Source organism: Acidiphilium iwatense (assembly GCF_021556475.1).
GTDB classification, from domain to species: Bacteria; Pseudomonadota; Alphaproteobacteria; order Acetobacterales; family Acetobacteraceae; genus Acidiphilium; species Acidiphilium iwatense.
On record NZ_JAKGBZ010000004.1, the window covers coordinates 61,103 to 87,246 of the forward strand.

General features: G+C 61.3%; 16 protein-coding genes and 1 pseudogene. 11 read left to right on the forward strand and 6 right to left on the reverse strand.

From position 1 onward, the window contains the following. Nucleotides 1–82 precede the first annotated feature (82 nt). Nucleotides 83–2,806 (forward strand): glycosyltransferase family 2 protein, encoded by a 2,724-nt coding sequence (locus L2A60_RS03480; protein WP_235702984.1) that lies wholly within the window; start codon nucleotides 83–85, stop codon nucleotides 2,804–2,806. Nucleotides 2,807–3,389: 583 nt separating this feature from the next. Here L2A60_RS03480 and L2A60_RS03485 read toward each other — a convergent pair. Beyond that, nucleotides 3,390–3,914: a LysM peptidoglycan-binding domain-containing protein gene (locus L2A60_RS03485; RefSeq protein WP_235702985.1), complete on the reverse strand. Its 525-nt coding sequence runs from the start codon at nucleotides 3,912–3,914 to the stop codon at nucleotides 3,390–3,392. A gap of 444 nt (nucleotides 3,915–4,358) precedes the next feature. Here L2A60_RS03485 and L2A60_RS03490 point away from each other — a divergent pair, with 444 nt between their 5' ends. The 4 genes from L2A60_RS03490 (at nucleotide 4,359) to L2A60_RS03505 (ending at nucleotide 11,882) form a co-directional block, all read left to right on the forward strand. Beyond that, nucleotides 4,359–5,549 (forward strand): phosphoserine transaminase, encoded by a 1,191-nt coding sequence (locus tag L2A60_RS03490; protein WP_235702986.1) that lies wholly within the window; start codon nucleotides 4,359–4,361, stop codon nucleotides 5,547–5,549. A 6-nt stretch (nucleotides 5,550–5,555) separates the two neighbouring features. After that, nucleotides 5,556–7,142: a phosphoglycerate dehydrogenase gene (gene serA / locus L2A60_RS03495; protein WP_235702987.1), complete on the forward strand. Its 1,587-nt coding sequence runs from the start codon at nucleotides 5,556–5,558 to the stop codon at nucleotides 7,140–7,142. Nucleotides 7,143–7,591: 449 nt separating this feature from the next. After that, a complete protein-coding gene (locus L2A60_RS03500; RefSeq protein ID WP_235702988.1) occupies nucleotides 7,592–8,728 on the forward strand; it encodes an efflux RND transporter periplasmic adaptor subunit in 1,137 nt (378 codons plus the stop codon). A gap of 4 nt (nucleotides 8,729–8,732) precedes the next feature. Further along, complete coding sequence (locus L2A60_RS03505) at nucleotides 8,733–11,882, forward strand: efflux RND transporter permease subunit (RefSeq protein ID WP_235702989.1); 3,150 nt, start codon at nucleotides 8,733–8,735, stop codon at nucleotides 11,880–11,882. A gap of 77 nt (nucleotides 11,883–11,959) precedes the next feature. On the opposite strand, the gene L2A60_RS03510 is transcribed toward L2A60_RS03505, so the two are convergent. From L2A60_RS03510 to L2A60_RS03525, 4 genes and pseudogenes are all read right to left on the reverse strand, one after another. Then, nucleotides 11,960–12,166 (reverse strand): cold-shock protein, encoded by a 207-nt coding sequence (locus L2A60_RS03510; RefSeq protein WP_235702990.1) that lies wholly within the window; start codon nucleotides 12,164–12,166, stop codon nucleotides 11,960–11,962. Nucleotides 12,167–12,324: 158 nt separating this feature from the next. Then, a complete protein-coding gene (locus L2A60_RS03515) occupies nucleotides 12,325–12,807 on the reverse strand; it encodes a GNAT family N-acetyltransferase (RefSeq protein WP_235702991.1) in 483 nt (160 codons plus the stop codon). 116 nt (nucleotides 12,808–12,923) lie between these two features. Next, nucleotides 12,924–13,457 carry a phasin family protein gene (locus L2A60_RS03520; protein ID WP_235702992.1) on the reverse strand — a complete coding sequence of 178 codons (534 nt, stop codon included), beginning with the start codon at nucleotides 13,455–13,457 and terminating at the stop codon, nucleotides 12,924–12,926. Between the two features lie 446 nt (nucleotides 13,458–13,903). After that, a pseudogene (locus L2A60_RS03525) lies at nucleotides 13,904–14,077 on the reverse strand (integrase core domain-containing protein); the annotation flags it as partial. A gap of 293 nt (nucleotides 14,078–14,370) precedes the next feature. Here L2A60_RS03525 and L2A60_RS03530 point away from each other — a divergent pair. From L2A60_RS03530 to L2A60_RS03540, 3 genes are read left to right on the forward strand one after another with little or no spacing between them, the layout of a single operon-like run. Beyond that, entirely contained in the window at nucleotides 14,371–15,972 is a 1,602-nt protein-coding gene (locus L2A60_RS03530) for a GspE/PulE family protein (RefSeq protein WP_235702993.1), read from the forward strand. Between the two features lie 4 nt (nucleotides 15,973–15,976). Continuing rightward, complete coding sequence (locus L2A60_RS03535; RefSeq protein ID WP_235702994.1) at nucleotides 15,977–17,182, forward strand: type II secretion system F family protein; 1,206 nt, start codon at nucleotides 15,977–15,979, stop codon at nucleotides 17,180–17,182. Beyond that, complete coding sequence (locus L2A60_RS03540; RefSeq protein ID WP_235702995.1) at nucleotides 17,179–17,556, forward strand: pilus assembly FimT family protein; 378 nt, start codon at nucleotides 17,179–17,181, stop codon at nucleotides 17,554–17,556. The genes L2A60_RS03535 and L2A60_RS03540 overlap by 4 nt, the downstream gene beginning before the upstream one ends. A gap of 13 nt (nucleotides 17,557–17,569) precedes the next feature. Here L2A60_RS03540 and L2A60_RS03545 read toward each other — a convergent pair whose 3' ends face one another. After that, nucleotides 17,570–17,977, reverse strand: coding sequence for a lytic transglycosylase domain-containing protein (locus tag L2A60_RS03545; RefSeq protein ID WP_235702996.1), 408 nt, complete (start codon nucleotides 17,975–17,977; stop codon nucleotides 17,570–17,572). A gap of 240 nt (nucleotides 17,978–18,217) precedes the next feature. Between L2A60_RS03545 and L2A60_RS03550 the strand changes: the two genes are divergently transcribed. The 3 genes from L2A60_RS03550 (at nucleotide 18,218) to L2A60_RS03560 (ending at nucleotide 25,861) form a co-directional block, all read left to right on the forward strand. Next, nucleotides 18,218–21,118: an FG-GAP-like repeat-containing protein gene (locus L2A60_RS03550; RefSeq protein ID WP_235702997.1), complete on the forward strand. Its 2,901-nt coding sequence runs from the start codon at nucleotides 18,218–18,220 to the stop codon at nucleotides 21,116–21,118. Further along, nucleotides 21,115–24,792, forward strand: coding sequence for an RHS repeat-associated core domain-containing protein (locus L2A60_RS03555; protein WP_235702998.1), 3,678 nt, complete (start codon nucleotides 21,115–21,117; stop codon nucleotides 24,790–24,792). Before L2A60_RS03550 ends, L2A60_RS03555 begins: the two co-directional genes overlap by 4 nt. Before the next feature lie 574 nt (nucleotides 24,793–25,366). Continuing rightward, complete coding sequence (locus L2A60_RS03560) at nucleotides 25,367–25,861, forward strand: hypothetical protein (protein ID WP_235702999.1); 495 nt, start codon at nucleotides 25,367–25,369, stop codon at nucleotides 25,859–25,861. Nucleotides 25,862–26,144: the final 283 nt, after the last annotated feature.

The window sequence follows — 26,144 nt, forward strand, 5'->3', positions numbered from 1 at the left end:
CTAGCCGGGGCAATGCCTCACTGCACACGCATCTGCGAGGCAACGCAGGAGGCTCCCTGCGCTGCCAACCGGATGACCGTTCATGACGCATCACGCCCAACTTCGCCCGCTCGCTCCGCTCGTCAGCCGCTCGCGCACGCGTGGCGGCTGGCGCAACCCCGGCACCTGGTTCGCCGCGATCGGCGCCGCCGCAGCGACATTCGGCATCTGGGCGGCGCTCAACCGTCCGGTCGCCAACATCCCGGCCTATCGCGGCGAGATCGGCGGTTTCGCCTTCTCGCCGTTTCATGCCGGCGAGAGCCCGCAGAGCAATGTCTATCCCACGATCGCGCAGATCAAATCGGACCTCGCGCTGGTCGCGACGAAAACCCGCGATATCCGCACCTATACGGTGCAGGGCGATCTCGGGCGGATTCCCGCGCTGGCCGCGAAATATCATCTGAACGTCACGCTCGGCGCGTGGCTCGATCAGCATCTCCGCGCCAATGCGCGCGAGCTGCACAAGGTGGTCGCAGTCGCCAACGCCAACCGGGACGTGAAGGCGGTGATGGTCGGCAACGAGGTGATTCTGCGCCGCAACCTGACGGTCGATCAGCTCGCCGCCGATATCCGCTACGTGAAATCGCGCGTGCATGTGCCGGTTTCCACCGCCGAGCCGTGGCATGTCTGGCTGCATCACCCGGCGCTCGCCAAATCGGTCGATTTCATCACCGTGCATCTGCTCCCGTATTGGGAGGGTGTGCCGGAGAAGGACGCGATCGCCTATGCCCTGCACCGGCTGCATCAGGTGCAGCGGGCGTTCCCCGGCAAGCGCGTGGTGATCGGCGAGATCGGCTGGCCGTCCGACGGCATCGATATCGGCGCGGCCCGTGCCTCACGCGTGCTGCAGGCGACGTTCCTGCGGGATTTCTTCAATGTCGCGCAGAAGCAGCATCTCCAGTATTTCGTGATGGAGGCATTCGACCAGCCCTGGAAAACCAGTTTCGAGGGCCGCGCCGCCGGCTACTGGGGCATGTGGTCGCTGTCGCGCCAGCCGAAATGGTCGTTGACCGGCCCGGTGACGCCGAACCGAGCCTGGCTGCCCTGGGCGGCCGGCAGTGCCGCCCTGGCGATGTTGATTACGCTTCTGCTGCTGTCGCGCCGACCTGATCTGCGCGTTCAAGGCAAGCTGATTTTCGCGGCCCTGGTGCAGGGATTCGGCGCGGCGCTGGCGATGCTGCTGATGACCATGGGCGAGACCTATCTATCCTGGTCGGCCGCCGCCGTCTGGACCACGCTCGCCGCCGGCCAGGCGCTTTTGCTGTTCCTGCTGATCGCCGACAGTTTCGACCTGACCGAAACCCTGTTCGGCCGAGTGCACAAGCGGCACTTTGAACCCGTCCCTGCTCCGCAGGGAACGAAGCTTGCGAAGGTTTCCTTGCATCTGCCGATCTGCAACGAGCCGGCGGAGATGGTGAAGCAGACGCTGAACGCGCTCGCCGCCCTCGATTACGAGGATTACGAGGTGCTGGTGATCGACAACAACACCGCCGATGCGCGCGCCTGGGAGCCGGTTGCCGAGCATTGCGCGCGGCTGGGGCCGAAATTCCGCTTCTTCACCCTCGGCAAATATCCGGGGTTCAAGGCGGGTGCCTTGAATTTCGCGCTGCGCGAGACCAGCCCGGATGCCGAAATCGTCGGCGTGCTGGACAGCGACTACATCGTCGATCCCGACTGGCTGCGCTGCATGGTGCCCGCCTTCGCCGATTCGCGCGTGGGCTTCACCCAGAGCCCGCAGGATTATCGCGACAATGACGGCTCGATCTTCAAGCGCATGATGTTCTGGGAATATGCCGGGTTCTTCCATGTCGGCATGGTCAATCGCAACGAGCGCAACGCGATCATCCAGCACGGCACGATGACGCTGATCCGCCGCGACGCGCTGGTGAAAGGCTCTTCCGATCAAGCGGGGGGCTGGGCCGAGTGGTGCATCACCGAGGACAGCGAGCTCGGCCTGCGCCTGTTCCGCGACGGGTATGACGCGGTCTATTCCAAGCGCAGCTTCGGCCGGGGCGTGATGCCGGACGACTTCAACGCCTTCCGCAAGCAGCGCTACCGCTGGGCCTATGGCGCGATGCGGATTTCGCGCCGGCACTGGAAGGCGCTGCTCTCGCCGTTCGACCGCTCGCTGACCATCGGCCAGCGCTGGCATTTCGTCACCGGCTGGCTGCCCTGGATCGGCGATGCGCTGGGTCTCGCCTTCCTGATGCTGGGGCTCGCGTGGTCGGCGGGGCTGATCCTCGATCCGGTACGGTTCGAATTCCCGATCCTCCTGTTCATGCTGCCCTCGATCGGGTTGTTCGCCTTCAAGATCGTGCAGATTCTGGCGCTGTATTCCGCCCGTGTGCCGTGCGGCTGGCGCGACCGGATCGGCGCGGCGGTTGCCGGATTGGCGCTGTCGCACACGATCGGCAAGGCGGTGTGGAAGGGTTTGTTCACCAACAGGCTGCCGTTCCTGCGCACCCCGAAAATGAAGGATGCGCCGGCCCTCGTGCAGGGGCTGGTGATGGCGCGGGAGGAGCTTGTCCTCCTCGTGCTGACCTGGGCGGCGCTGCTCGGCGTGGGCATCGGCCATCACTGGGCGACGCCGGAATCGAAGCTCTGGTGTCTGGTACTGTTCACCCAGTCCCTGCCCTATCTGGCATCGGTCGCGGTGTCGGTGATTGCCGCCCTGCCGGAAAGGGCGCCGCGCGCGCTGCCGGTGGCACAAACCCTGCTGCCCGCCTCGCGGATGCCGATCTCGGCACGCACCGCGGCGGGGGATTGATGACGCGATGGCCTGACGGTCCGCGAGGCCGTCAGGCTCCAATGTCGGCAGATCGCGAAACATTGAATCAGCGGAGGGTGTGATGGCGGCCATGGCAGAAAATTTCGAGTCGATTTGAATAGGGCATTATGATGAATTTTTTCCAAATGAAATATTTTGGTCCGGCATGTCGCACAACAATATGGAAGACGGCACGGATTTACTAGATAATATGTCAGAAGCTGTAAATTTTCTATAATCTTGCCGATTTTGAAAACCTGCAGCCACCCAATCTGCTCCGTAAATCCGGCTTAGACTATAAAAATATAGACCAATTATCTTGTATCTTCAAAGATTACTTTTTTCTTTTAAAGAAAAAACAATGTAACTTCCTAGACTCAATTTTTTTTCAATTTCATGTCGATAATCTTGTACTTTGTGGGGCCGCAACTCGAATACGGCGTAGTCCATTGAACCGTCTTCGTCCGCACGTAAAGTCCGCCCCAGCACCCCGTGCCTTGACCATGGAACACGCCGATGAAGCCATGGGCGCCCGCGATCATAGGCGCGAGCAGAAGTGCGGCGCTTAGGGCAACGCAACGGGTCAACTTGGGGACGGGGGCAGCCATGGCGGCAATTTTCGGTGTTTCTTCAAGAAAGTAAACGCATAGTCGAATTTCCTGGCGTAGTCGCGATCACCCAAACCGTTATAATTGCTCATTATAAACGAGCCGTTAATCGAACGCCTGCCAATGATGACGTGGTCGCTCGTGGCTCTCTGGTAGGTCAATACCGTGCCGATTTTCAAATCGCGCGGACTGGCCGATGGGTTGAGTTTTTGCAGCAAGGCTTCCGTGGAACCAACCGCACGAGCAATACTGGAAAGGGTATCGCCTGGCTTCACCGTGACGTGCCCCAGGGTTTTGTGGATGATTTTGATACCTTGTTCCCAGCGAGCGGCGCGTAGCAACAGGTAGCCGACGCCCGCCACGATGTTCATCTGTCCATTGCTCACCGCCGACACAGAAGAAAGATGCGCGAGGAGGTTCGCCGGTACGATGGTCGGCAACTTGCTGCCTGCGGTCATCAGGGTACGAAGACCCGGATCACCCTGATTGCCAATCTGCATTGGCTTCGTTTTCCAATCGCGCTGTATAGGTCCTGTCTCAACGAAAAGCATTGCCTTCACGACCTCCCAGTCGAGAGACACATAGCCGGGCGTATCGGCAAGATGCCGATTATAGTCACCGACGATTGAGAGGATGTCTCGATCATATTGCTACCAGCGCGGGCCGCACGCCGCCTGATCGATGCCAGCCTCCCATTTGTCGAGGCGCGGCGGCAGCGGCGAGTCAGACAATGATGCGGAACCGATTTGCGGCAATCCAACCTCCCATGACAAGCAAAATTTGTTATATATATTAACTTTCGTTATGTCAACGATCTTTGCTCCTCGGGCAAGCCCCCAGGAGCGGCAAGGCGACCTCTTGCGGCCTGACGGGAAGGCGGATAAACTTACCGGTGGGTCACGCCCCCCCACCGGGGCGCTATTCTTCTGCAAGGGAGACCATCGATGGCAGACGCCACAGCGGCCACGCCCGCGAAACCGCATCTTCACCCCCGCAATCCGAATTTCTCGTCCGGCCCCTGCGCCAAACGGCCGGGCTTCACGCTCGCCGCCCTCGAAGGCGCGCTGCTCGGCCGCAGCCACCGGGCGAAGGAGCCGAAGGCGAAGCTCGCCGAAGTGATCGCCCGCTCGCGCGCGATCCTCGGCCTTCCGGCGGACTGGCGGCTCGGCATCGTTCCCGCCTCCGACACCGGGGCGGTCGAAATGGCGCTGTGGTCGATGCTCGGCGCGCGCCCGGTCGACGTGCTGGCGTTCGAGAGTTTTTCCGAAGCCTGGGCGACCGACATCGTCAAGCAACTGAAACTCGCGGATGCGCGCGTGCTTTCGGCGCCCTATGGCAAATTGCCCGATCTCGCTTCGGTCGATTTCAGCCATGATCTGGTGCTGGCGTGGAACGGCACCACCTCCGGCGCGCGCATCCCGAACGGCGACTGGATCGCCGCCGACCGTCAGGGATTGGTGATCGCCGACGCGACCTCCGCCGCCTTTGCGATGGATCTGCCGTGGGACCGGCTCGATGTCGTCACCTGGTCCTGGCAGAAAGTGCTCGGCGGCGAAGCCGGGCACGGGATGCTGGCTTTGTCGCCGCGCGCGGTCGAGCGGCTGCACAGCCACAAGCCTGCCTGGCCGCTGCCGAAGATTTTCCGGCTGATTTCGGGAGGGAAACTGATCGAGGGTATCTTCACCGGCGAAACCATCAACACGCCGTCGATGCTCGCGGTGGAAGACGCGCTGGACGGGCTGCGCTGGGCCGAGAGCGTCGGCGGATTGCCCGCACTGATCGCCCGCAGCGAAGCGAACCTCGCGGCGATCGCCGCCTGGGTCGCGACGAATGACCGGGTCGCGTTTCTCGCCGCAGATCCGGCCATCCGTTCCTGCACCTCGATCTGCCTGACCATCGCGGCGCCGTGGTTTGCCGGCCTCGACGACGCGGCGCAGGCAAAGGCGGCGAAGCGAATCACCACACTTCTGGACTCCGAAGCCGTCGCCTTCGACATCGGCGCCTATCGCGATGCGCCGCCCGGCCTGCGCATCTGGGGCGGCGCCACCGTGGAGACCTCGGACATCGCGGCCCTGCTGCCCTGGATCGATTGGGCGATCGACAGCGTGGCCGCCGAAACCATTGCGAAAGTCTGAAGAAAAATGCCGAAAGTTCTGATCAGCGACAAGCTGTCGCCCGCCGCGATCGAGATTTTCAAGCAGCGCGGTATCGAGGTCACGACGAAGCCCGGCCTTACGCCGGCCGAGTTGCGCGCCATTATCGGCGAGTTCGACGGGCTGGCGATCCGTTCCGCGACCAAAGTGACGCGGGAATTGCTCGATGTCGCGCGCAATCTGAAAGTCATCGGCCGCGCCGGCATCGGCGTCGATAACGTCGATGTCAAATCGGCGACCGCGCGCGGCGTGGTGGTGATGAACACGCCCTACGGCAATGCGATCACCACCGCCGAACACGCGATCGGCATGATGTTCGCGCTCGCGCGCCAGTTGCCCGAAGCCTCCGTCTCCACCAAGGCGGGGAAGTGGGAGAAAAACCGCTTCATGGGCGTCGAGCTGACCAACAAGACGCTGGGGTTGATCGGTGCCGGCAATATCGGCTCGATCGTCGCCGAACGCGCGCTTGGCTTGAAAATGCGCGTCATCGCCTATGATCCTTATCTGACCGAAACCCGCGCGACCGCGCTCGGGGTGGAAAAAATCGAGCTCGACGCGCTGCTGGCGCGGGCGGATTTCATCACGCTGCACACGCCGCTCACCGAGCAGACCCGTAACATCCTCTCGCGCGAGGCGCTGGCGAAAACCAAGAAAGGTGTGCGCATCGTCAATTGCGCGCGCGGCGGGTTGGTTGACGAAGCCGCGCTATACGAGGCCTTGCGGTCCGGGCATGTCGCCGGCGCGGCGCTCGACGTATTCGAAACCGAGCCCGCGACGGATAACCGGTTGTTTGCCCTGGAAAACGTCGTCTGCACGCCGCATCTCGGGGCCGCGACCAACGAGGCGCAGGAGAACGTGGCGCTGCAGGTGGCCGAGCAGATCAGCGACTTCCTGCTGACCGGCGCGGTGACCAACGCGGTCAACATGGCCTCGGTTTCGGCCGAGGATGCGCCGCGCCTGAAACCCTATATGGAACTCTGCCAGTTGCTCGGCGGGTTTGCCGGCCAGTTGACCGAGGCGCGGCAGGGCGTGATCCGGCAGGTCGGCATCGAATACGAGGGGGCGGCGGCGCATCTCAATCATCGCCCGCTTTCGGCGGCGCTGTTCGCCGGATTGCTCGCGCCGGTGATGGAGGGGGTGAACATGGTCAACGCGCCGGTGTTCGCGCGCGACCACGGCATTGAATTGTCCGAAACCGTGCATGACCGGGACAGCGAATATCAGACCCTGATCCGCGTTTCGGTTACGACCGACGACCAGACCCGCACCGTATCGGGCACGCTGTTCGGCGGCTCGAAACCGCGCCTCGTCGAGGTGAAGGGCATCAAGGTCGAGGCGGATTTCGGCCGCCACATGCTTTACGTCACCAACCAGGACAAGCCGGGCTTCATCGCCAAATGCAGCGCGATTCTCGCCGATGAGGGGATCAATATCGCGACCTTCCATCTCGGCCGTTCGGCGCCGGCCGGCGACGCGGTCTGCCTGATCTCGATCGACGAGCCCTTGCCGGAGGCGGCGCTGATCGCGATCCGCCACCTGCCGCAGGTCATGCAGGCGACGCAACTCAGCTTCTGACCGCGTCTTGTTACGAAATGTGTCGGGGCTAGTGTCCCGATTCGGACGTTCGTTATCATCAAACCCGGCACCATACGAACGTCCGAATCGAAAGGACACTAGCAACCATTTGAGTCTAGTGTGGTTTTTGGTTCTGAAGTTCCTAAAATCGCCGCCGCATATGCGTAGGAACTTCAGAACCACCACACTAGCGCGGTCCGATTGACCGCGCCGTCTCGCCCGATTACCGATTTCTACGACAGGAATAGTGCCCATAGGGTGCGACCGGCCTGAACTGACGCGAAAACGCGCCGGTTTCGGACCGCAAATCGCCCTCTGAACTATCGGCCATCGGTCGCAGGTCTTGCCGGGCGGCAGGACACTCCCGATTTTGGGGCCATCCGGTCCTGTCCTGAAAGAGGTCGTTGATGCGTCTGCTGACGAAAACTCGTGCCGAAAGCCGGAGTCGCGTGGCGTCCGCCCTCCTGCTCGGGGTGATGGCGTTCGGGGGGGCGCATGCGGTCGCGGCGGCTCCGCCGCCGCCGTCCGTCGGCGTGATGGTCGCGAAAAAAATCCCGGTCTATCAGGAGCGGAGCTATATCGGCCGGATTCAGGCAACCCGCATCGTCAAACTGGTGCCGCGCATTACCGGCTATCTCGAACAGCGCCTGTTCCATCAGGGCGGCACGGTGAAAAAGAGCCAGTTGCTCTACGTTATCGAACCCGGCCCGTATCAGGCGGCGTTCGATCAGGCCAATGCGGCGGTCACCTCGGCGCAGGCGACGCTGGACAACGCGAAGATTGCGCTCGGGCGCGCCCGCAGCCTGCTGCATACGCCGGCCGGGCAACAATCGACCTATGACGATGCGCGCGCGACCGAGGAAAGCGACGCCGCACAGCTTGCCTCGGCGAAGGCGCAGCGCGAAACCGCGGCGATCAATCTGAGCTACACCCAGATCCGCTCGCCGATCGACGGCCGAATCGGGCCAACCAACGTCAATGTCGGCAACGTGGTCAGCCCGACCACGGGAACCCTCGCCACTGTGGTCAGCCAGAATCCGATCAACGTGACCTTCTCGATGCCCGCACGCGAGGCGCTGAAACTGCGCCACGAATTCGTGACCCAAGGCGGGCTCGACGCCGTGGAGCTGCGCCTGCGCCTGCCCGATGGGCGCATGGACAAGCAGGTGGGCACGCTCGATTTCACCAGCAACCAGATCAGCCGGAGCACCGACAGCCTCGCTTTGCAGGGCACGATTCCCAATCCGGTGATACCAGGGCTGGGCCATGCGAAGGTCGGCAACCGTGAGCTGACCAGCGGCGAATTCGTCACCGTGGTCGTGCGCAGCAAGCACCCGCGGCAGCAGATCGTTCTGCCGCGCGATGCGGTGCTCGCCGACCAGCTCGGCGATTACGTTCTCGCTCTGAACGCCAGGAATGTCGTTGTGCGCCAGGCCGTGACTCTCACGCAGACAACGCCCGCGACCGCGACGATCGCGAGCGGCATCGCACAAGGCGACCGGGTGATCGTCGACGGCATTCAGAAGGTTCACCCCGGTATTACGGTCAAGCCCGAGACCGTCGCGCCGAAGCTGGCCCAGGGCTGATCCGGTGATTCCCGCCTTCTTCATCGACCGGCCGCGCTTTGCCGTCGTCATCGCGCTGATCCTGGTGATCGCCGGGCTGCTCGCGCTCACCCATATCCCGGTCGCTCAATTCCCGAGCATCGTACCGCCGCAGGTGCAGGTGACCGCGAACTATCCGGGCGCTTCCGCGAAGGTCGTGGAGGATACCGTCGCCGAGCCGATCGAGGAACAGGTCAACGGGCTCGATCACGAGCTTTACATGTCCTCGACCAGCGCCAATGACGGCAGCTACAACCTCACCGTCAGCTTCGCGCTGGGGTCGGATCCGAATATCGACACGGTGAACGTGACCAATGCGGTGCAGCAGGCGCTGAGCCAGTTGCCGAGCGAGGTGCAGAAGGAAGGGCTGACCATCCGCAAGCGCTCCTCCTCGGTGCTCGCCTTCCAGTTCTTCTACAGCCCCGGCAACCAGCTCACCCCGCTGCAGATTTCCAACTACGTCACCATCAACCTGCTCGATACGATCTCGCGCGTGCCCGGCGTCGGCCAGGCCTTCGTGTTCGGCGCACAGAATTATTCGATGCGGGTGGTGTTCAACACCAACCGGCTGGCCGAGCTCGGCCTGACGCCGTCCGACCTGATCGGCGCGATCGAGGATCAGAATGTGCAGGCGCCGGTCGGCACGATCGGCCTCATGCCGATCGGCAAAAATCAGCAATACCAGCTTTCGGTGCAGACCCAGGGACGGCTGAGTTCGGTCAGGCAGTTCGGCGACATCGTGATTCGCGGCAACCAGAGCGGCTCGGTGCTGCGGCTGAAGGATGTCGCCAAAATCACCCTCGGCGCGCAGAGCGAAAGCCAGATCGACAAGATCAACGGCAATAACGGCGTCGCCATTGGCATTTTCCTCACACCGGGCGCCAATGCGGTCGCGACCTCGCACGCGCTGGAGAAAACCCTCGCGCGACTTTCCAAGCGTTTCCCCAAGGGCCTCGCGACCACGACAGTCTATAATTCCAGCAGCTTCGTCCTCGATACCATACACGAGGTGGAAAAGACCCTCGGCGAAGCGTTCCTTCTCGTCGTTCTGGTGGTGTTTCTGTTCCTTGGCTCGTGGCGCGCGACGATCATTCCCACCGTGGTCGTGCCGGTCGCCCTGATCGGCACCTTCGCCTTCCTTCTATCGTTCGGTTATTCGGCGAACACGATCACGCTGCTGGCGCTGGTGGTCGCCACCGGCGTCGTGGTCGACGACGCGATCGTCGTCGTGGAAAACGTCGAGCGGGTGATGATGGAAAACCCCGAGATGTCGCCGCGCGAAGCCGCCAAGGTGGCGATGGCGCAGATCCAGGCGCCGATCATCGCGATCTCGCTGGTGCTGCTTTCGGTGTTCGTGCCGGTCGCGTTCATTCCGGGACTGTCGGGGCTGCTGTTCACCCAGTTCGCGGTGACGATCAGCATCGCGATGCTGATTTCCGCGACCAACGCGCTCACCCTGTCGCCGGCTTTGTGCGCGATTTTCCTACGCCCGCAGCATCAGCGGCGTGGCATACTCGGCCGGGTGCTGAACGGCATCGACCGCGCGCGCGACGGCTATTCCAACACGGTGACGAAGCTGATCCGCCGCTCGTGGCTCGGACTTCTGGTGATCGGCGTGTTCGGCGTCGCCGTCCTGTTCATGACCACGATCACGCCCGGCGGCTTTCTGCCGGACGAGGATCAGGGTGCATTTTTCATCCAGGCGACGCTGCCGCCGGGCGCCTCGCTGCCGCGCACCGAGGCGGTTGCCGACAAGCTCACCAAGATATTGAACGGATTCCCGCAGGTTCAGGACGCCATCGCGATCAACGGATTCTCGATCCTCGATCAGGCGACCGAACCCAACGCGCTGTTCATGGTCGCCCATCTGAAACCTTTCGCCGACCGCACCGCGGTGCGCGATTCGGTGCAGGCGGTGATCAATCATGTGTTCAGCGCTACCGCCAATCTTCGCAGCGCGAATGTGGTGGCGTTCAATCTGCCGCCGATCATCGGGCTCTCCACCAATGGCGGGTTTCAGTACGAACTCGAGAACGATTCCGGCGCCAGCCAGCAGAAATTCGACAGCGTGCTGAAGGCGATGATCGTCTCGGCCAACGGCGACAAGAAGCTCTCGCACGTGTTCACCACCTATTCGGCGAACAACCCGTCGGTCTATCTCGATATCGATCGCCGGAAAGCCCAGGCGCTCGGCGTGCCGATCAGTTCGATCTTCACCGCGCTGCAAGCCTCGCTCGGCGGCTATTACGTCAATCAGTTCAACGTGTTCGGCCGGGTCTGGCAGGTGAATATCCAGGCGGCGGGGCGCGACCGCGACACCAGGAACGCGATCTGGCGCATCTATGTCCGCAGCAATTCGGGCGCGATGGTCTCGCTGCGCTCGCTCGCCACCGCGCATACCGTGCTCGGGCCGCAGATCGTCAGTCGCTACAACGACACCGAGGCGGCGCCGATCATTGGCAATCCGGCGCCGGGGGTGTCTTCGGGCGCCGCGCTGACCGCGATGGAAAAACTCTCGGCGAAGGTGCTGCCGGCGGGATTTTCCTATGAATGGACCAGCACGGCCTATCTGGAAAAACAGGCATCGGGACAGAGCGGGGTGATTTTCGCGCTGTCGATTTTGTTCGCCTTCCTGTTCCTGGTCGCGCTTTACGAAAGCTGGGTGATCCCGATTCCGGTGCTGCTCTCGGTCGTGGTCGGCGTGTTCGGCGCGATGCTCGGCATCGTGCTCGCCGGGCTCACGCTCAACCTGTACGCGCAGATCGGGCTGGTGGTGCTGATCGCGCTGTCGGCGAAGAACGGTATCCTGATCGTCGAATTCGCCAAGGAACGGCGCGAGGAAGGCATGAGCATCCGCGAGGCGGCGGCGATGGGTGCCAGGATGCGGTTCCGCGCGGTGATGATGACTTCGATCGCCTTCGTGTTCGGCCTGATCCCGCTGGTGATCGCGACCGGGGCTGCGCAGATCAGCCGGCGCTCGCTGGGCACGCCGGTGTTTGCCGGCATGATCGCGGCGAGCGGGGTGGGAATATTCATCATCCCGCTGCTCTATGTGGTGTTCCAGACCATGCGGGAACGCGCGGGGCGTAAGCGGCACAAGGCATCACAACTCGCCGAACATGTGGGCGACGATTGAGGTTGTACCGCGCGTCCAGATTTCGGGCATAAAAAAAGCGCCGCACGAGGCGGCGCTTTTCATAATCGAAGCCCGGATCAGACGGATTTCAGGTTTTCAGCGGACATCTTGCCCTGCTGGCCGCGCTGAACCTCGTACTGGACCTTCTGGCCCTCGTTCAGACGGCCGAGGCCGGACCGCTCGACCGCGGAAATATGCACGAATACGTCCTTTGAACCGTCATCCGGCTGAATGAACCCATAACCCTTGGTCGCGTTGAACCACTTGACCGTACCAGTCGACATAGCGTCTCTCCAACAAACGGCGACTCACACTGTATGAGCCAGGAAACTCTTCAACTTGGGGAGGTGTCGAATGCGAAATTCGCACAGAGGCACGCAGCAACCAGGACCGAAAAGCGCCGTGCCGGCTTTATAGGCCGGTTGGGCGGGGAAGGCCAGCGCTAATCGTGCCAAGGGATTCCAGCATGGCGCAGCACCTGCCGCCGGGGCCGGCACCCGGCCTTCCCGGTCGGCCGAAATCCCAGCGAGAGCAGAAACCGCCAGGAAACCACATTATCGGGATCGCATTCGGCGAAAATCGGCATGTCGCTCCGGCTCGCGATCAGCGCGACGACCGCTTCGCGCGCATAGCCGTTGCGCTGATAGGCCGGGCCGATCCAATAGCCGATCTCGATCGCGTCGCCGCGCTCATGCGCCCCGGCGACGCCCACCAGACGGCGATCTTCGGCTCGCCAGATGCCGTTGAAGCCGGGATCGGCGGCGATCAGCGCCCGCGCCTGGTCGATCCCGAAGGGCGCGGGGAGGAAATCGATCCGATCGATGATCGCGGGGTGATCGGTGATCGCGACCAGATCGGCGGCGTCGGCCTCGGTGAGCGGAGCGACGATCAGGCGGGCGGTTTCGATCCGTTTGCGTCGACCCATGGCAAATCACCCACCAAGATTCGTCCGGTTTCGGAATATGCCCGCGCAAACGAAAACGGGCGAGCCCTTGATGGGCCCGCCCGCGTATCGGTTTGCTGCGGCGTCGCCGGAGGCGATCAGAGCGCGGCGCCGAACTTCTCGACCGCGAGGGTCACGCGCGCGGTGATCGGCGCGATGGTCTGCTCGGTCAGCTTGAGCGAAGCGTCGGTCAGCTTGCCGGTCTCGGCGACCGCCTTTTCCATCATGGTGCGGGCGAAGCTGCTCTGCAGATCGACGGCTTCCTTCACCGATTTTACCCCGGAGAGCGCTTTCGCGGTCGCGACGGTCTCCTCGACCGATGCCTGGGCGCTCGCCGCGATGTGCCTGGAAAGCCCCTGCAGGCCCGATGCGAAAATCTGTCCGGCCTTCACGAAAGCCTCGACATTGCCCTGGCCGAACGCCACCAGTTCCTCGGTCGTCTTCATCGCCTTCGCCATGCCTTCCTTCATTTTGGCCTGCTGGGCCTCGAAACCCTTTGCCGCGTTTTCCATGCCTTCCTTCACCGACGCCAGGGTCTTCTCGAACCCGGTCGTCATATAATCCTGGCCTTCCTGCACCGCCACGGCGGCAGCGTGCTGAACGGTCTCGGTCGATTTCGTCTTTACAGTCATGTCGGTCATCCTTTTGCTTCGGTCTTTTGCTTCGGTTGCGGGTCCGATCGGGCCCACCACAGCCCGGCCGGTCGGCGCGTCCGTTGCAAGGGATTGCGAACATGACCGCCTCGGTATCCGGCTGCATCGCTTATACCGCAGTGCAGCATGAGTGACTTACGTGTACAGACACGGAAAGTCAAACATTTTTTGTGCGCTGCACAATAACGATAAAAGGACAATTCCCAGTGTTGACTTCAATTGGGAGCCGCACTCATTGTTTCAATAAAATCAAAATCTTAGCTCTTTGGCGTTGCACTGGCTCTCTCAGATTGGAGAAGCACTGATAGCGTTTTTTTATCTTATGGCTGCATTCTTCGTTTCGGTAATGAACACCCTTGCCGCTATTTCGAAGGTCGCGCCCGTCAACGTGGTGGAAAATCGGGGGTAGCTGAAGTGACCATGGATCAGGCGGCTGCGACGGGCCACAGCAAAGCCTCTGGCACTGGCGTGCGGTAGCCGAGAGAGGAATGAGGCCGCAGCGTATTGTAGTAGCGGCGCCAGGATTCAATCAGGACCTTGGCTTCCTTCAGCGAATAGAAGATTTCACGGTTGAGAAGTTCATCCCGCAGCCGAGCATTCAAGTGCAGCAGCTCAGTTTTAGTCTGACATTTGGTGTTGGTTTTCGCAGACTGGAGCCGGTGGGCGGGGCGCGGTCTGTTCCGGACACCTGCGGCAACGTCGGCTGGCGGGTGCTGACCTACCGGGTTCGTTAAGAGACGATCAAGCCGGCACGAGCCATGATGTTGGTGACACCCCGTTCACAAGACAGGTTTGTCCGTGATAAATCCGTTTCGAAAGCGCGCTCTTGGCGGCAACTTGGTCGTGCGGTTTGAGGTATCCGATGATGCACCGCCACCCTGTCGAGACTCTGTTGTCCGCCATCGATCTTGCGCGGGTTCAGCGGCTCGCTGCCGAGAGCGGAGATCCGATCGATGTGGTCGCGACGCGGCTAGGCTTTTGCTCTGAAGTCGAGCTATTGGCGGCGTTTGCCGGGACGACGGGTGCGCCGATCGCACAAGCAAGCCACTTTCCCGTCAACCCGGTCCTCGACGGACAGATCAATCCGGGCTTTTTGCGTCAGGCCAGGGTTCTGCCTTTGTTTCAAGACGACACGGCGGTTCATGTCGCCATGGCCAACCCTCTTGATAATGGTACCATCGAAGCCCTCGAATTCGCTGTGCGCCGGCCGGTCACTGTCATGGTTGCGACGGCGACCGAGATCGAGGGCGCGTGGGAGAGGCTGTACAATCCCCGCAGCGCCGCGGACAACGGCCTTTTGAATGGTAATGGCGATCTCACCGACGATGTGGAACGGTTGCGCGACCTGGCAAGCGAGGCGCCGGTTATTCGCTTCGTCAATCAATTGATTGCGCAGGCGGTCGAGATGAGGGCCTCCGATATACACCTCGAACCTTTCGGCAACCGGCTGCGGGTCCGGTTTCGCCTCGACGGGCGCTTGCGTGAGATGGACGATGCGCCGGATGGAAGCCGGGCCGCCATTGTCTCCCGGCTCAAGATCATGGCCCGGCTCAACATCGCCGAACGGCGCCTCGCCCAGGATGGACGGTTCCGGATTGCTCTTCGGGGGCTCGATGTCGATTTGCGGATCGCGACGACGCCGACCCTGCACGGTGAGGCCGTGGTCCTGCGCATTCTGGATAGCGGCCAGGTAAAACTCGATCTGGCTTCTCTCGGCTTCCCGGCCGATCGCCTTGTGGCCTGGCGCCAGCTGCTGGCCCTGCCGCATGGCATCGTCCTGGTGACCGGACCCACGGGCAGCGGCAAGACGACGACGCTCTATGCCGGCCTGGCCGAGATCAATACCGCCGACCGGAAAATTCTTTCCATCGAGGACCCTATCGAATTACAGCTCGAAGGGGTGAATCAAGTCCAGGTAAAGCCGGCCATCGGGCTCGATTTTGCTCAAGCCCTGCGTTCCTTTCTGCGACATGATCCCGACGTCATCCTGGTTGGCGAGATCCGCGATCTTGAGACCGCGCAGACGGCCGTACAAGCGGCGCTGACCGGCCATCTTATCCTGAGCACCCTGCATACAAACGATGCGGCGAGCGCGATCACCCGCCTCGTCGATATGGGAATCGACGACTATCTGCTGGCTTCGACGGTGCATGGAATTCTGGCGCAGCGCCTGGTGCGCAAGCTGTGCGTCCATTGCCGGCAACCCGCGGCGATCGCCACGCCGCCCCCTGGCTACGACGGCAAGCGGTTCTTCCAGGCAGTGGGATGCGATGCCTGTAACGGAACCGGTTTTTCCGGACGGACGGTGATCTCCGAATTACTGGGCATGTCCGATGATCTACGCCGCCTGATGATGCGGCGGGTCAGTGCCGACGAGCTTCGAAAACAAGCGATCGACCAAGGGATGACCACTCTGTATGCCGACGGTCTGACGATAGCGGCCGCGGGCATCACAACACTGGATGAGGTCATGCGCGCGTGCATGGAAAGCTGAGCTGATGCCACGATTCCGCTACAGTTTTGTGCGGTCCGACGGGGTTGTCGTACACGCTTCGGCGGACAGCGAGGACGCGCAGGCACTCGCCCTGCGCGTGCAGCGCGAGCACGGCTATCTGCTGCACGCGACACCGGAACTCTCCTGGCGTGCCTGGCTTGCCCGGTTGCGGCTGACGACCGGACAGTCGTCGTTGATTTTGGCCCTGCACGAGCTGGGCAGCCTAGTCAAAGCAGGCTTACCGGTCGATCGCAGCCTCGCCGTGGTGGCCGCATTGCTACCCGACCTCGGTTTACGCGTCTCGCTGCTTCATCTGCGTGATGCCGTGCGCCGTGGAGCGACGCTGGCCGAGGCCATGGAGGCTGACCCAACGCAGTTTTCCGCCCTGCATGTCAATCTGGTCCGCGCCGGCGAAATCGGCGGCACGCTGGACGACACGCTGCTGCGGCTTGCGGAACATTTGCGGCAGCAGAATGCGCTGCGGTCGCAGATCCAGACAGCACTGATCTACCCTGCCATTCTGGTTTTTGTCGGAATATCTGCACTGATCCTGCTGGCGACGGTGGTTCTGCCCCAGCTCGCTCCGATATTCGTGGATGCCGGACAAAAAATACCATTATCGATCCGGCTGACCCTCGGTGGAACCGCCTTCGTGCGCAACTTTGGCTGGCTGATCGCGATCGCATTAGTCGCATCCGTCCTGTTGATTCGCCGAAGCCTCGAGAGACCGGATCTGCGGTTGCGATGGGACAGGTTCAAACTGAAGCTACCGCTGGTAGGGCCGGTAATTCTTGCGGTGCAAACCGCACGGTTTGCCCGGACGTCCGGCACGCTGCTGAAGGCCGGAATGGCGTTGCCGGCGGCTCTCGGCCTGGCCCGTCAGACGCTGACCAATCGAGCCTTGGACGAGGCTTTGCGAGTTGCCACGCTCGGCGTCAGAGGTGGTCGCCCGCTTGCCGAGGCTCTCCTGGCCTCGGGGCTGTTCCCGGCGCTGTCGTCCCAGTTGATTTCGGTGGGGGAGGAGACCGGCCATCTCGACGAAATGCTGTTGCACCAGGCGGAGCTGTTCGAGCGCAGCGGCGCCAAGCGTCTGGAGAATCTGGTAGCGGTCCTGGTACCCACCCTGACCATAGCGGTCGGAGCGACCGTCGCAAGCGTGCTGGCGTCGATCCTGCTCGCCGTGATGCAGCTCAATCAGCTTGCGTCATGAGGCACGACGCCGGGTTTACTCTGTTGGAGCTTCTGGTCGTTCTTGCGATTATGGCGCTGATGCTCGCCGCGATCCCCGGCCTGGCGCTGCCGGGCGTCAATGCGGCGATTTGGGCCGGTAAAATCCAGGCGGTCGCGTACAGGCTGGAATCTGCCCATGACCGGGCTGTGGCATCCGGACATGAAATCGTTCTCGGCGCGGCCGATTTGCAATCGGATGGTCTGGTTGCGTCGCTGCCGAGTGCCGATTCGAAGCTAATCTTTTTTCCCGATGGCAGCGTGTCGGGAGGCCCGATCAAGTTAAAATTTCACAACGATCGAAGAATGGTCAAAATAAACGAAGTGTCAGGACAGGTCGCATTGTCAGAGAAATAAAATATATCTTCCATTATTTTACTCCACCGTCAAATAAAGCTTCGGCAGTTCTTTCGGCCGCGGCCAGATATTCGTGATTTAATTTTTGTGTATGTGAGTGATAGTCGCCAACCGCAGCAAGAATATTGCCGCGCGACTGATTTACGTACGTGCGGATGATAACGGCAGCGGCGGCAATGTTGAAGCAGGGATGGTAGATCAATTGTTCCCGTGTCGCTGAAACTGTAAGGTGCGCCCGCTCGGCCAGTGCGGGCAGCCAGATGCTGTTGATCTGCATGACGCCGAGATCGGCGGTGCCGTTCCGATCGAGCGTGACGCTGCCGACCCGTCCGCCTTCGAGTGCTTGAATCGTCGGCAGAATCCGTGGCGGAAGGCCCAGAGCGGCCGAGGCAACCAGCATGCATTTCAAATACGCGATCATTGGTATTGCCGCCGCGCGGTTCTGTTTGTTGGCGGGGGCGGATGATTGGGCTGGCAATGCGGGTGCAATTGTTGCTTTGTCATTAACTTTACGCTTGCGTATGAAGGCTAACAAGGTTACCAGTTACATAATGAGATAGTTAGCCTTCTGCAAGGTTGTCGTCGCTGAGTCGCCTTCGAATACATAGCCTGTATTGAATGCATAGTCTGCGCGATCTGGGGCCCCATTCGGGGAGATTTCATGCCAAAACAATTTCTGGGAGTGCGGATCTCTGGCGCGACCGGCCTGCTCTGGGCTGTGGTTTTGCTGTCGGCGCTCGGGCTTGGGACATCGCCGAAGGCGTTCGCGCAAGAGATGATTCTGCCCGGCAAGTTCAACGTATTGCCCACGGGGGCGGCGTCGTTCAGCATCCCGGTCTCGGTCCCGCCGGGAACCGGCGGCATGGTCCCGGCACTGTCGCTGGACTACTCTAGCGGCGGAGCCAATGGCCTTCTCGGTGTCGGCTGGAGCCTCGGCGGGCTGCTGGCGATCACCCGCTGTGCGCAGACCGTGGCGCAGAACGGCACTCATGGCAGCGTCACCTATGACGTTAATGTCGGGGCCGGCCAGGCGGATACCGACCGGTTCTGCCTGAACGGCCAGCAGCTGATCGCGATCAATGGCGGGGTCTACGGCGCCGATGGCACCCAGTACCGCACCGAGCTCGAAGGATTTTCCGAGATCATCTCGCACGGCCGGACCGGCAACAGTCCGACCTGGTTCGAGGTGCACACCAAGTCCGGCCAGATCATGGAGTTCGGCAACACGCCGGATTCGCGGGTGATGCTGGCGGGGATCGCGTCGGTCCGGACCTGGCTGGTCGACAGGATTGCCGACACTACGGGCAACTATCTCACCGTGTCTTATAACGTGAATCCAGGTGGGATCTCAGGCAACAGCGAGGTCGAGCCCAGTCAGATTCTCTATACCGGCAACAGCAACACCGGGCTGCAGCCCTATAACAAGGTGACGTTCAGCTACGCGACGCGTCCCGACATCACGCCGCTCTACACCGGTGGGGCGCTGAGCGAGATGACCCAGCGGCTGACCGACATCGAGACTTGGGCGGGATCGACTCCGGTCAGCAACTACGAGCTGACCTACCAGACCTCGGGGACCGGGCGCAGCCTGCTGTCGAGCATCCAGCTCTGCGACGGCAGCGGCACCAGCGGAACCTGCCTGCCGGCGCGGACGTTCGGTTGGCAGGCCGGAGGCGGTGGCGTGCTGGGCAATGTGATCACGACCACCGGTCCGAATTTCGGCGCGCCCCCTGATACAAACTGGACGCTGGTGGAAGGCGACTTCAACGGCGACGGCCGGGACGATTTTGCATTTATCGGCGGCTCGACGATCGACGTGCTGCTCAGCAACGGCAATGGCACGTTCACCACCAAGACGCAGAATATCGGTTTTAATATAGGCGCGCCACCGGGGCCGGGACCATTCGGGGTCTTCACCGGCGACTTCAACGGCGACGGCCGGACCGATTTCATTTACGTCCCCTACCCATCGGTGTTCATTCACAATACGATTAATGGCCCGATCTACATCGTCACGCACAATATATTTACATTTCTCAGCAACGGCGACGGCACCTTCACGATGAAGTCGCAAAGCTGGGGAACGTCAGGATTGAATACCGTTCCGTCGGGGGGCAGTAAGCTCATCTCCGGCGATTTCACCGGCAACGGCCGGACCGATTTCGCCTATGTCTATGGCAACACTATAGATAGCTATCTGAGCAATGGGGATGGAACATTTAGTCAGGTGGCAAGTACGGTCGGCAGTAACTTCGGCACACCGCCGGACAACTGGACGCCAATCTCGGGGGATTTCACCGGCAATGGCGAGACCGATTTCGCGATGGTCAGCGGCAACACGATCGTCACCCTGCTGAGCAACGGCGACGGCACCTTCACCAGCAAAACCCAGACCATCGGCCCCAATTTCGGCACGCCGCCGACCGCGAACTGGACCCCGATCGAGGGCGATTTCAACGGCGACGGCCTGCTGGATTTCGCGATGGTCAGCGGCAGCACGATCGAAACCTTCCTCTCCAAGGGCGACGGCACGTTCGCCAACACGGAACAGACGACTGCGGTCAATTTCGGCGCGCCGCCGGCCAATCACTGGACCCCGATCGAGGGTGATTTCAACGGCGACGGCAAGACTGACTTCGCCTTTATCCTCGGCAATACAAGCAACATGTTCATCTCCAACGGTGATGGCACGTTCACTCGCCAGCAGCAGACCATCGGCGGGAATTATTCGACACCGCCGACCGACAACTGGCAGCCGGTCATGGGCAATTTCACTGGCAGCGGACTGGGAGACTTCGCCTTCGTCAGCGGCACCACGATCAACACCTATCTTGCCAATGGTTCGACGCCCGATCTGCTCACCTCGATCGGCAATGGCATCGGCGCCACGACCACGATCAGCTACGGCACCCCCGCCCTTGGCTGGGGCAGCTATTATGCCGGCTGGACCAACAGCGTCTGTTCAGCCCATCCCGCCAGCTATCCGATCATCGATATTTCCTTCCCCACCCCGGTGGTCACCAGCACGGCCAGCAGCACCGGGCTGGCCAGCGGCGGAACCTACGACTCGACTTTCGGCTATGCCTGCGGCCGCATGGATCTCTCCGGCCGCGGCTTCCTCGGCTTCACCCAGGAAACCGTGACCGACCCGCAGACCGGGATCGTGCAGACCAGCAATTTCCTGCAGAATTTTCCCTATATCGGCCTGATTTCGTCCGAGACCAAAACGCTCGGCAGCACGGTGCTGAACAGCACCACCAATAGCTACGCCACGCTGACCGGCTCGTCCTCGCCGGCGCTGCCGTGGTCGGGAACCCAGTTCCCCTATCTCGCGCAAAGCGTGAGTGCCAGCAACGATCTCAACGGCGCCGCGCTGCCGACGATCACGACGACCTACAGCTACGATTCCTACGGCGACGCCCTGACCGTGGCGACGTCGAAAAGCCTGGGTTCGACCCAGGGATCCAGCCAGACGACGACCAATACCTATCAGGCCCCGAACACCAGCACCTGGATTCTCGGACGGCTGGTGAAGTCGGTGGTGGTGAGCACGACGCCATGAACAGGAATCAAGCGATGGGCGGACATGGTTCGCCACGGCACGGGCACCGGCCCTGGCACGCTCTGGCACTGCTCGGCGCGGTTCTGCTGGGGACCATGATTCTGGGGCCAACAGATGCCCGCGCGGCATCCACCATTACCCGCACCTCGTCCTGGACCTATGACCCGAATACCGGGCTGGTAACCAGCCAGACGATCGAGCCAGGATCGGCCGACGCCGTCACCACGAGCTACACCTACGACGCCTATGGCAACAAAACCGCGGTGACCGTCTCCGCACCCGGCGTTCAGTCCCGCACGACCACCACGACCTACGACTCGAATGGCGAATTCGTCACCAAGGTTACCAACGCGCTCAACCAGAGCGAGACCTGGAGCTACGATCCGCGCTTCGGGGTGCCAGACAGCCATACCGGTCCGAACGGCCTGACCACGTCATGGGTCTATGACAGTCTCGGCCGCAAGGACGCCGAATTCCGGCCCAACGGCACAGTGGTATCCTGGGTTTATTTCTATCAGCAACCGAACGACGCGCTCGGAACCATTCTGATCTACAAAAAAGTCGGTAGCTCCGGTGTTCCCGAGGCCGCGCCCACGACCATAACCGGCTACGATACGCTTGGCCGCGTCATTCAGAATATGAAAGACACATATGCTGGAACAACTGTTACCGATATCATCGCCACCACACAGTATAACGCCCTGGGCCAGGTCTACCGCAGGAGCCTTCCTTATATTATCGGTTCGGGCTCCACTGCCTGGACCACTTTCACCTACGACGCGCTTGGCCGCGTCGTTTCGGCGCAGAGACCGGATGGCGGCACCACCACCTACGCCTATAACGGCCTGACCACGTCGGTCACCGATGCCCAGGGCCGGACCACGACAACGACCAAGAACGACATGGGGCTGCCGGTCGCCGTCACCGATGCCGCGGGCTCGACCACGCGGTACAGCTACGACGCGGTCGGCGACCTGCTCCAGATCCAGGACCCGAACAACAATTTCACCGAATTCACCTACGATACCGAGGGCCACAAGCTCACCATGGCCGATCCCGATCGCGGCCAGTGGAGCTACAGCTACGACGCGCTCGGCGAACTGGTCGGCCAGACCGATGCCGATGGCAACCTCACCACCTTCACCTACGATCAGCTCGGCCGCATGCTCACGCGAGACCAGCCCGATCAGGACGATACCTGGGTCTACGACTCGGCGACTGACGGTATCGGCAAACTCGGAGCTGCCTATTCGGTCAATGTGGTCAACAATCAGCCGGGAAGCTATATTACTCTTACCGCCTATACGTATGATTCGGCTGGCAGACTGACCAAGACGACGATCGCGCCAAATAATGGGATGTCATCGTCCTATTCGTACGTAACGACCTACGATGCCGGCGGCCGGATCAGCACGGTCACCTACCCGAGCGGCTTCGAGGTGCAATATTCCTATTCGGCGATCGGCACGCTGTCCAAGCTCACCGACGTCGCCACCGGCCAGGCGCTCTGGACGCTCGATACCACCAACGCCGCCGAGGAAGTCACCCAGGAAACCCTGGGCAACGGTGTCGTCGTCAATAACACCTATGATCCCAACAGCTATCGCCTGACCGGCACCACCGCCGGCCTCAACGGCACGTCCAGCGTCGCCAACTTCACCTACAGCTACGACAATCTCGGCGATCTGACCGGCCGGACCGATGCCAACGAGGGCCTGACCGAGAGCTTCACCTACGACAATCTCTACCGGCTGACCGGCTATACGCTCAACAATGCCGATGGCACCACCGCGAACACCATCGCCTATGACGGTCTCGGCGACATCATCTACAAATCCGATGTCGGCAGCTACAGCTATCCGGCCGCCTATTCGGGGTCGGGCCCGGCAACCCATCCGCACGCCGTGGCCGCGATCACCAATTCCGGGACGAACAACCCCTACAATTTGAGCACCACCTATTCCTATGACGCCGACGGCAATCAGCTGGCCGGCGACGGCGCGACGGTGAGCTGGACCGGGTTCAACATGGTCGCCTCGATCGCCAGGGGATCGGCGACCGCCACCTATGCCTATGGTCCGGATCACAACCGGATCATGCAGTCCATCTTCAGCAACGGGGTCATCCAGGATACCACGACCTACCTGAGAGATCCGGCCAGCGGCCTGCATTCAGACTTGGTCATAGGGGGCTCGGGTACCGTCACCTGGGACGACTATATCGTCGCCGGCGGCGAACTGCTCGGCATGCACGTCACCCCACCAACCGGCAGCGCCTATGACCGCTACTTCATCCGCGACCAGCTCGGCTCGATCGCGGTGCTGACCGATGATGCCGGCAACGTGGTCGAGCGCGACAGCTACGACGCCTGGGGCAAGCGGCGCAACCCCAACGGCACCGACGACGTCGCCGGCAGCCTCACCAGCCAGACCACCCGCGGCTTCACCGGCCACGAGCATATCGATCCGATCGGCCTCATCAACATGAACGCCCGCGTCTACGACCCGCTGACCGGGCGTTTCATGTCGCCGGACCCCGTCATCCAGCAAATCTACAACCTCCAAAACCTCAACCCCTACTCCTACGTCGACAACAATCCGCTTTCGATCACCGACCCGACCGGGATGTGCGGAGGGTTCTTCGGATGCTTCTTTTCCGTGATAACCGACATCCTCTTCCCCGTGAAACTCTTGGCGCCGCTGTTCGAGCAAGTGCCTATTCTCGGGGATTTGTTTGTTGCGGGCGAAGGCCTTGTGTGTGGTCCTTTGTGTGCGGGTGCCGCAGCTGCGGAAATTACCGGATTTGAGACCGGCAGCCTTGGACAGGCATTGAAGGCGGGGGTCATAACCACGGCCACCGCCGAAGGTTTTCAGGTAGTCGGGCAGTTGACCGACGGAGGGGCGAACTCGACCATTGGCCAAGACTTCTCAAGCTTCGGTGCGGCCGCCGCAGCGGATGTCTCTTATCTAGCGCAAGTCGCCGGCGACGGTCTGGTCGGTGGCCTTTCAAGCATCGCCCAGGGAGGTGGATTTCAATCCGGCTTCCTCGCCGCCGGGTTCAGCAGTGCCGCTGGGCAAACCCTTGCCATCACAGGCAACGATAACTTACTCACCGCCAGCGTCACCGGTGGCATCGGCTCCGTCATCGGCGGCGGCAAATTCGCCAACGGCGCCGAAACAGGCGCCTTCGGGTATCTCTTTAATCGGTGCTCAAGTGGCTGTTTCACGCGCATCTCAGCATCAATTAATGCCACGCTGGCGTATATCTTTGGCGACTCACTATCGGCTTCCGTTGGCGTAAATTGGCCTAATGATGGCCATCTTAGTGAACTTCAATTGTTTGGAGAGGTTTCGGAAGACCCGCTGATAGGCGTAGGTGCCTATGCTGGCATAGGCGGGAGTGTTTCTTTCTCCGACCATGCCTCCCTTTATTCTGCTGGTATAACCAATGAGGTTAACCTATACGGAGAAGGTGACGTGGGCGCCGGGCCTGGTGGTGGTCTGTCGGTAACCGGTCGATCGGATTTATCTTCGCCCGGATATAGCTTAAGCCAGGATGGACCTGGCGGAATGACTATTAATCTCCCCAAAGTTGGTATCGGCGTCGGTGCATATGTAGGTGGGGGTGTCTCATTAAATTCTACGGCAGCCACACCTCAATTAGGTCAATGGTGAGGGCGGCGAGATGCAAAACGGCACGATAAATGGCGTCCTGTTTATAATAGGGATGTTCTCAATGGGATCACTCTGTGTCTTTTTTCCAAGATGGTTTCAGAGACGAATTGAGATGAGTAGTCGTTCGAGCAATTATACAAATTTTGTTGGAAAATATTACTCAGGCCAATTTTCGATTTTCAAACTTAGGACGGTAGGTTTCTTTATGTACGCTCTGGGAAGTTTCCTCTTTTATTGGATGTTCCTTCGGTAACGGCTGGTTCTCAAAATTGCGCGCTGCCTCCATCATCGCTATGATTTTCCCTTCATATGCTCGTCCGATCGAGGACGCTCGCCATGCTCGCCCTTTGGGCTGTGCGTGGCTCCGCGCCGCCTGCGGCGGTGGCCGCTGGTGCGGCCATCCTTTGACGGCCTGCGCGCATTGCGGGATTCTGGATTTGGCCGGGGCGCGGAAACGGCCCCTAACCGAACCCGGAAACGGAATTTTCTGCCGGGCGCCCTGATGCCGAACGATGCACGGAACGATCCACTGAATTAAGTTCCTGGCGCCTGGCTTTTGCCTTATCCTCCCGTCATGCCCAAGCCCGCGACTTTTACACCGGCTGAGATATCGGCATTGGCTTCCCGGCTCGGTGAGGTCTGGCGGCCGGGGAGCCAGATCACGCCGTGGCTACGGGACAATGCGGATCGGCTGACAAAACTGAACCGCGAGGAGCGGTTTAGCTGGGCGGCGGTGGCGTCGGCATTGAACGAGGTTGGGATTATGTACCGCACGGGCAACCCCTGGACGGCGACCAACCTGGCCAAGGCAGTCAGCGAGGTCCGCCCCGGTGGACGCGCGAATCCGACGTCCGAGCGCAAAGCCGAACTCGCGGCCTGGAGAGCCGACCAGGATGCCGTAAAGGCCCAGGAGGATGCGGCGTTTGCTGTCGCGTGGGAAACCATGCCCCGCGATGAGCAAGACGAACTGCTTGATCAGTGGCGCCAGACGGATGAATTATTCGGGACGGCCGCTGCCCGGTTTTTATCGAGATCGGGTTATCGTAAGGCGCGGCCTGGAGAGACCTAAACCATCTCCAGCTCAATGATCGCCCGCCATCATTCAGTGGATCATTCTGAAGATTCGTCTGAGCTACATTCTGAGCTATATTCAGAGCATCAATCCGTTGTTCTTTCTGAGGTCACTTCCGGGCTAATCCCGGCTTTTTGTTGTGGTATTATGTTATGCGTTTACTACAGACCAAGGCATCCTAGCGGATACTTTGAACGTGCAACGAAAACCCGGCCAAAACCCTCAAAAATGCGCCTTCTGGGTTTTTGCTCCCAGGGACGGGGCGAAGAACAAGTTTTTG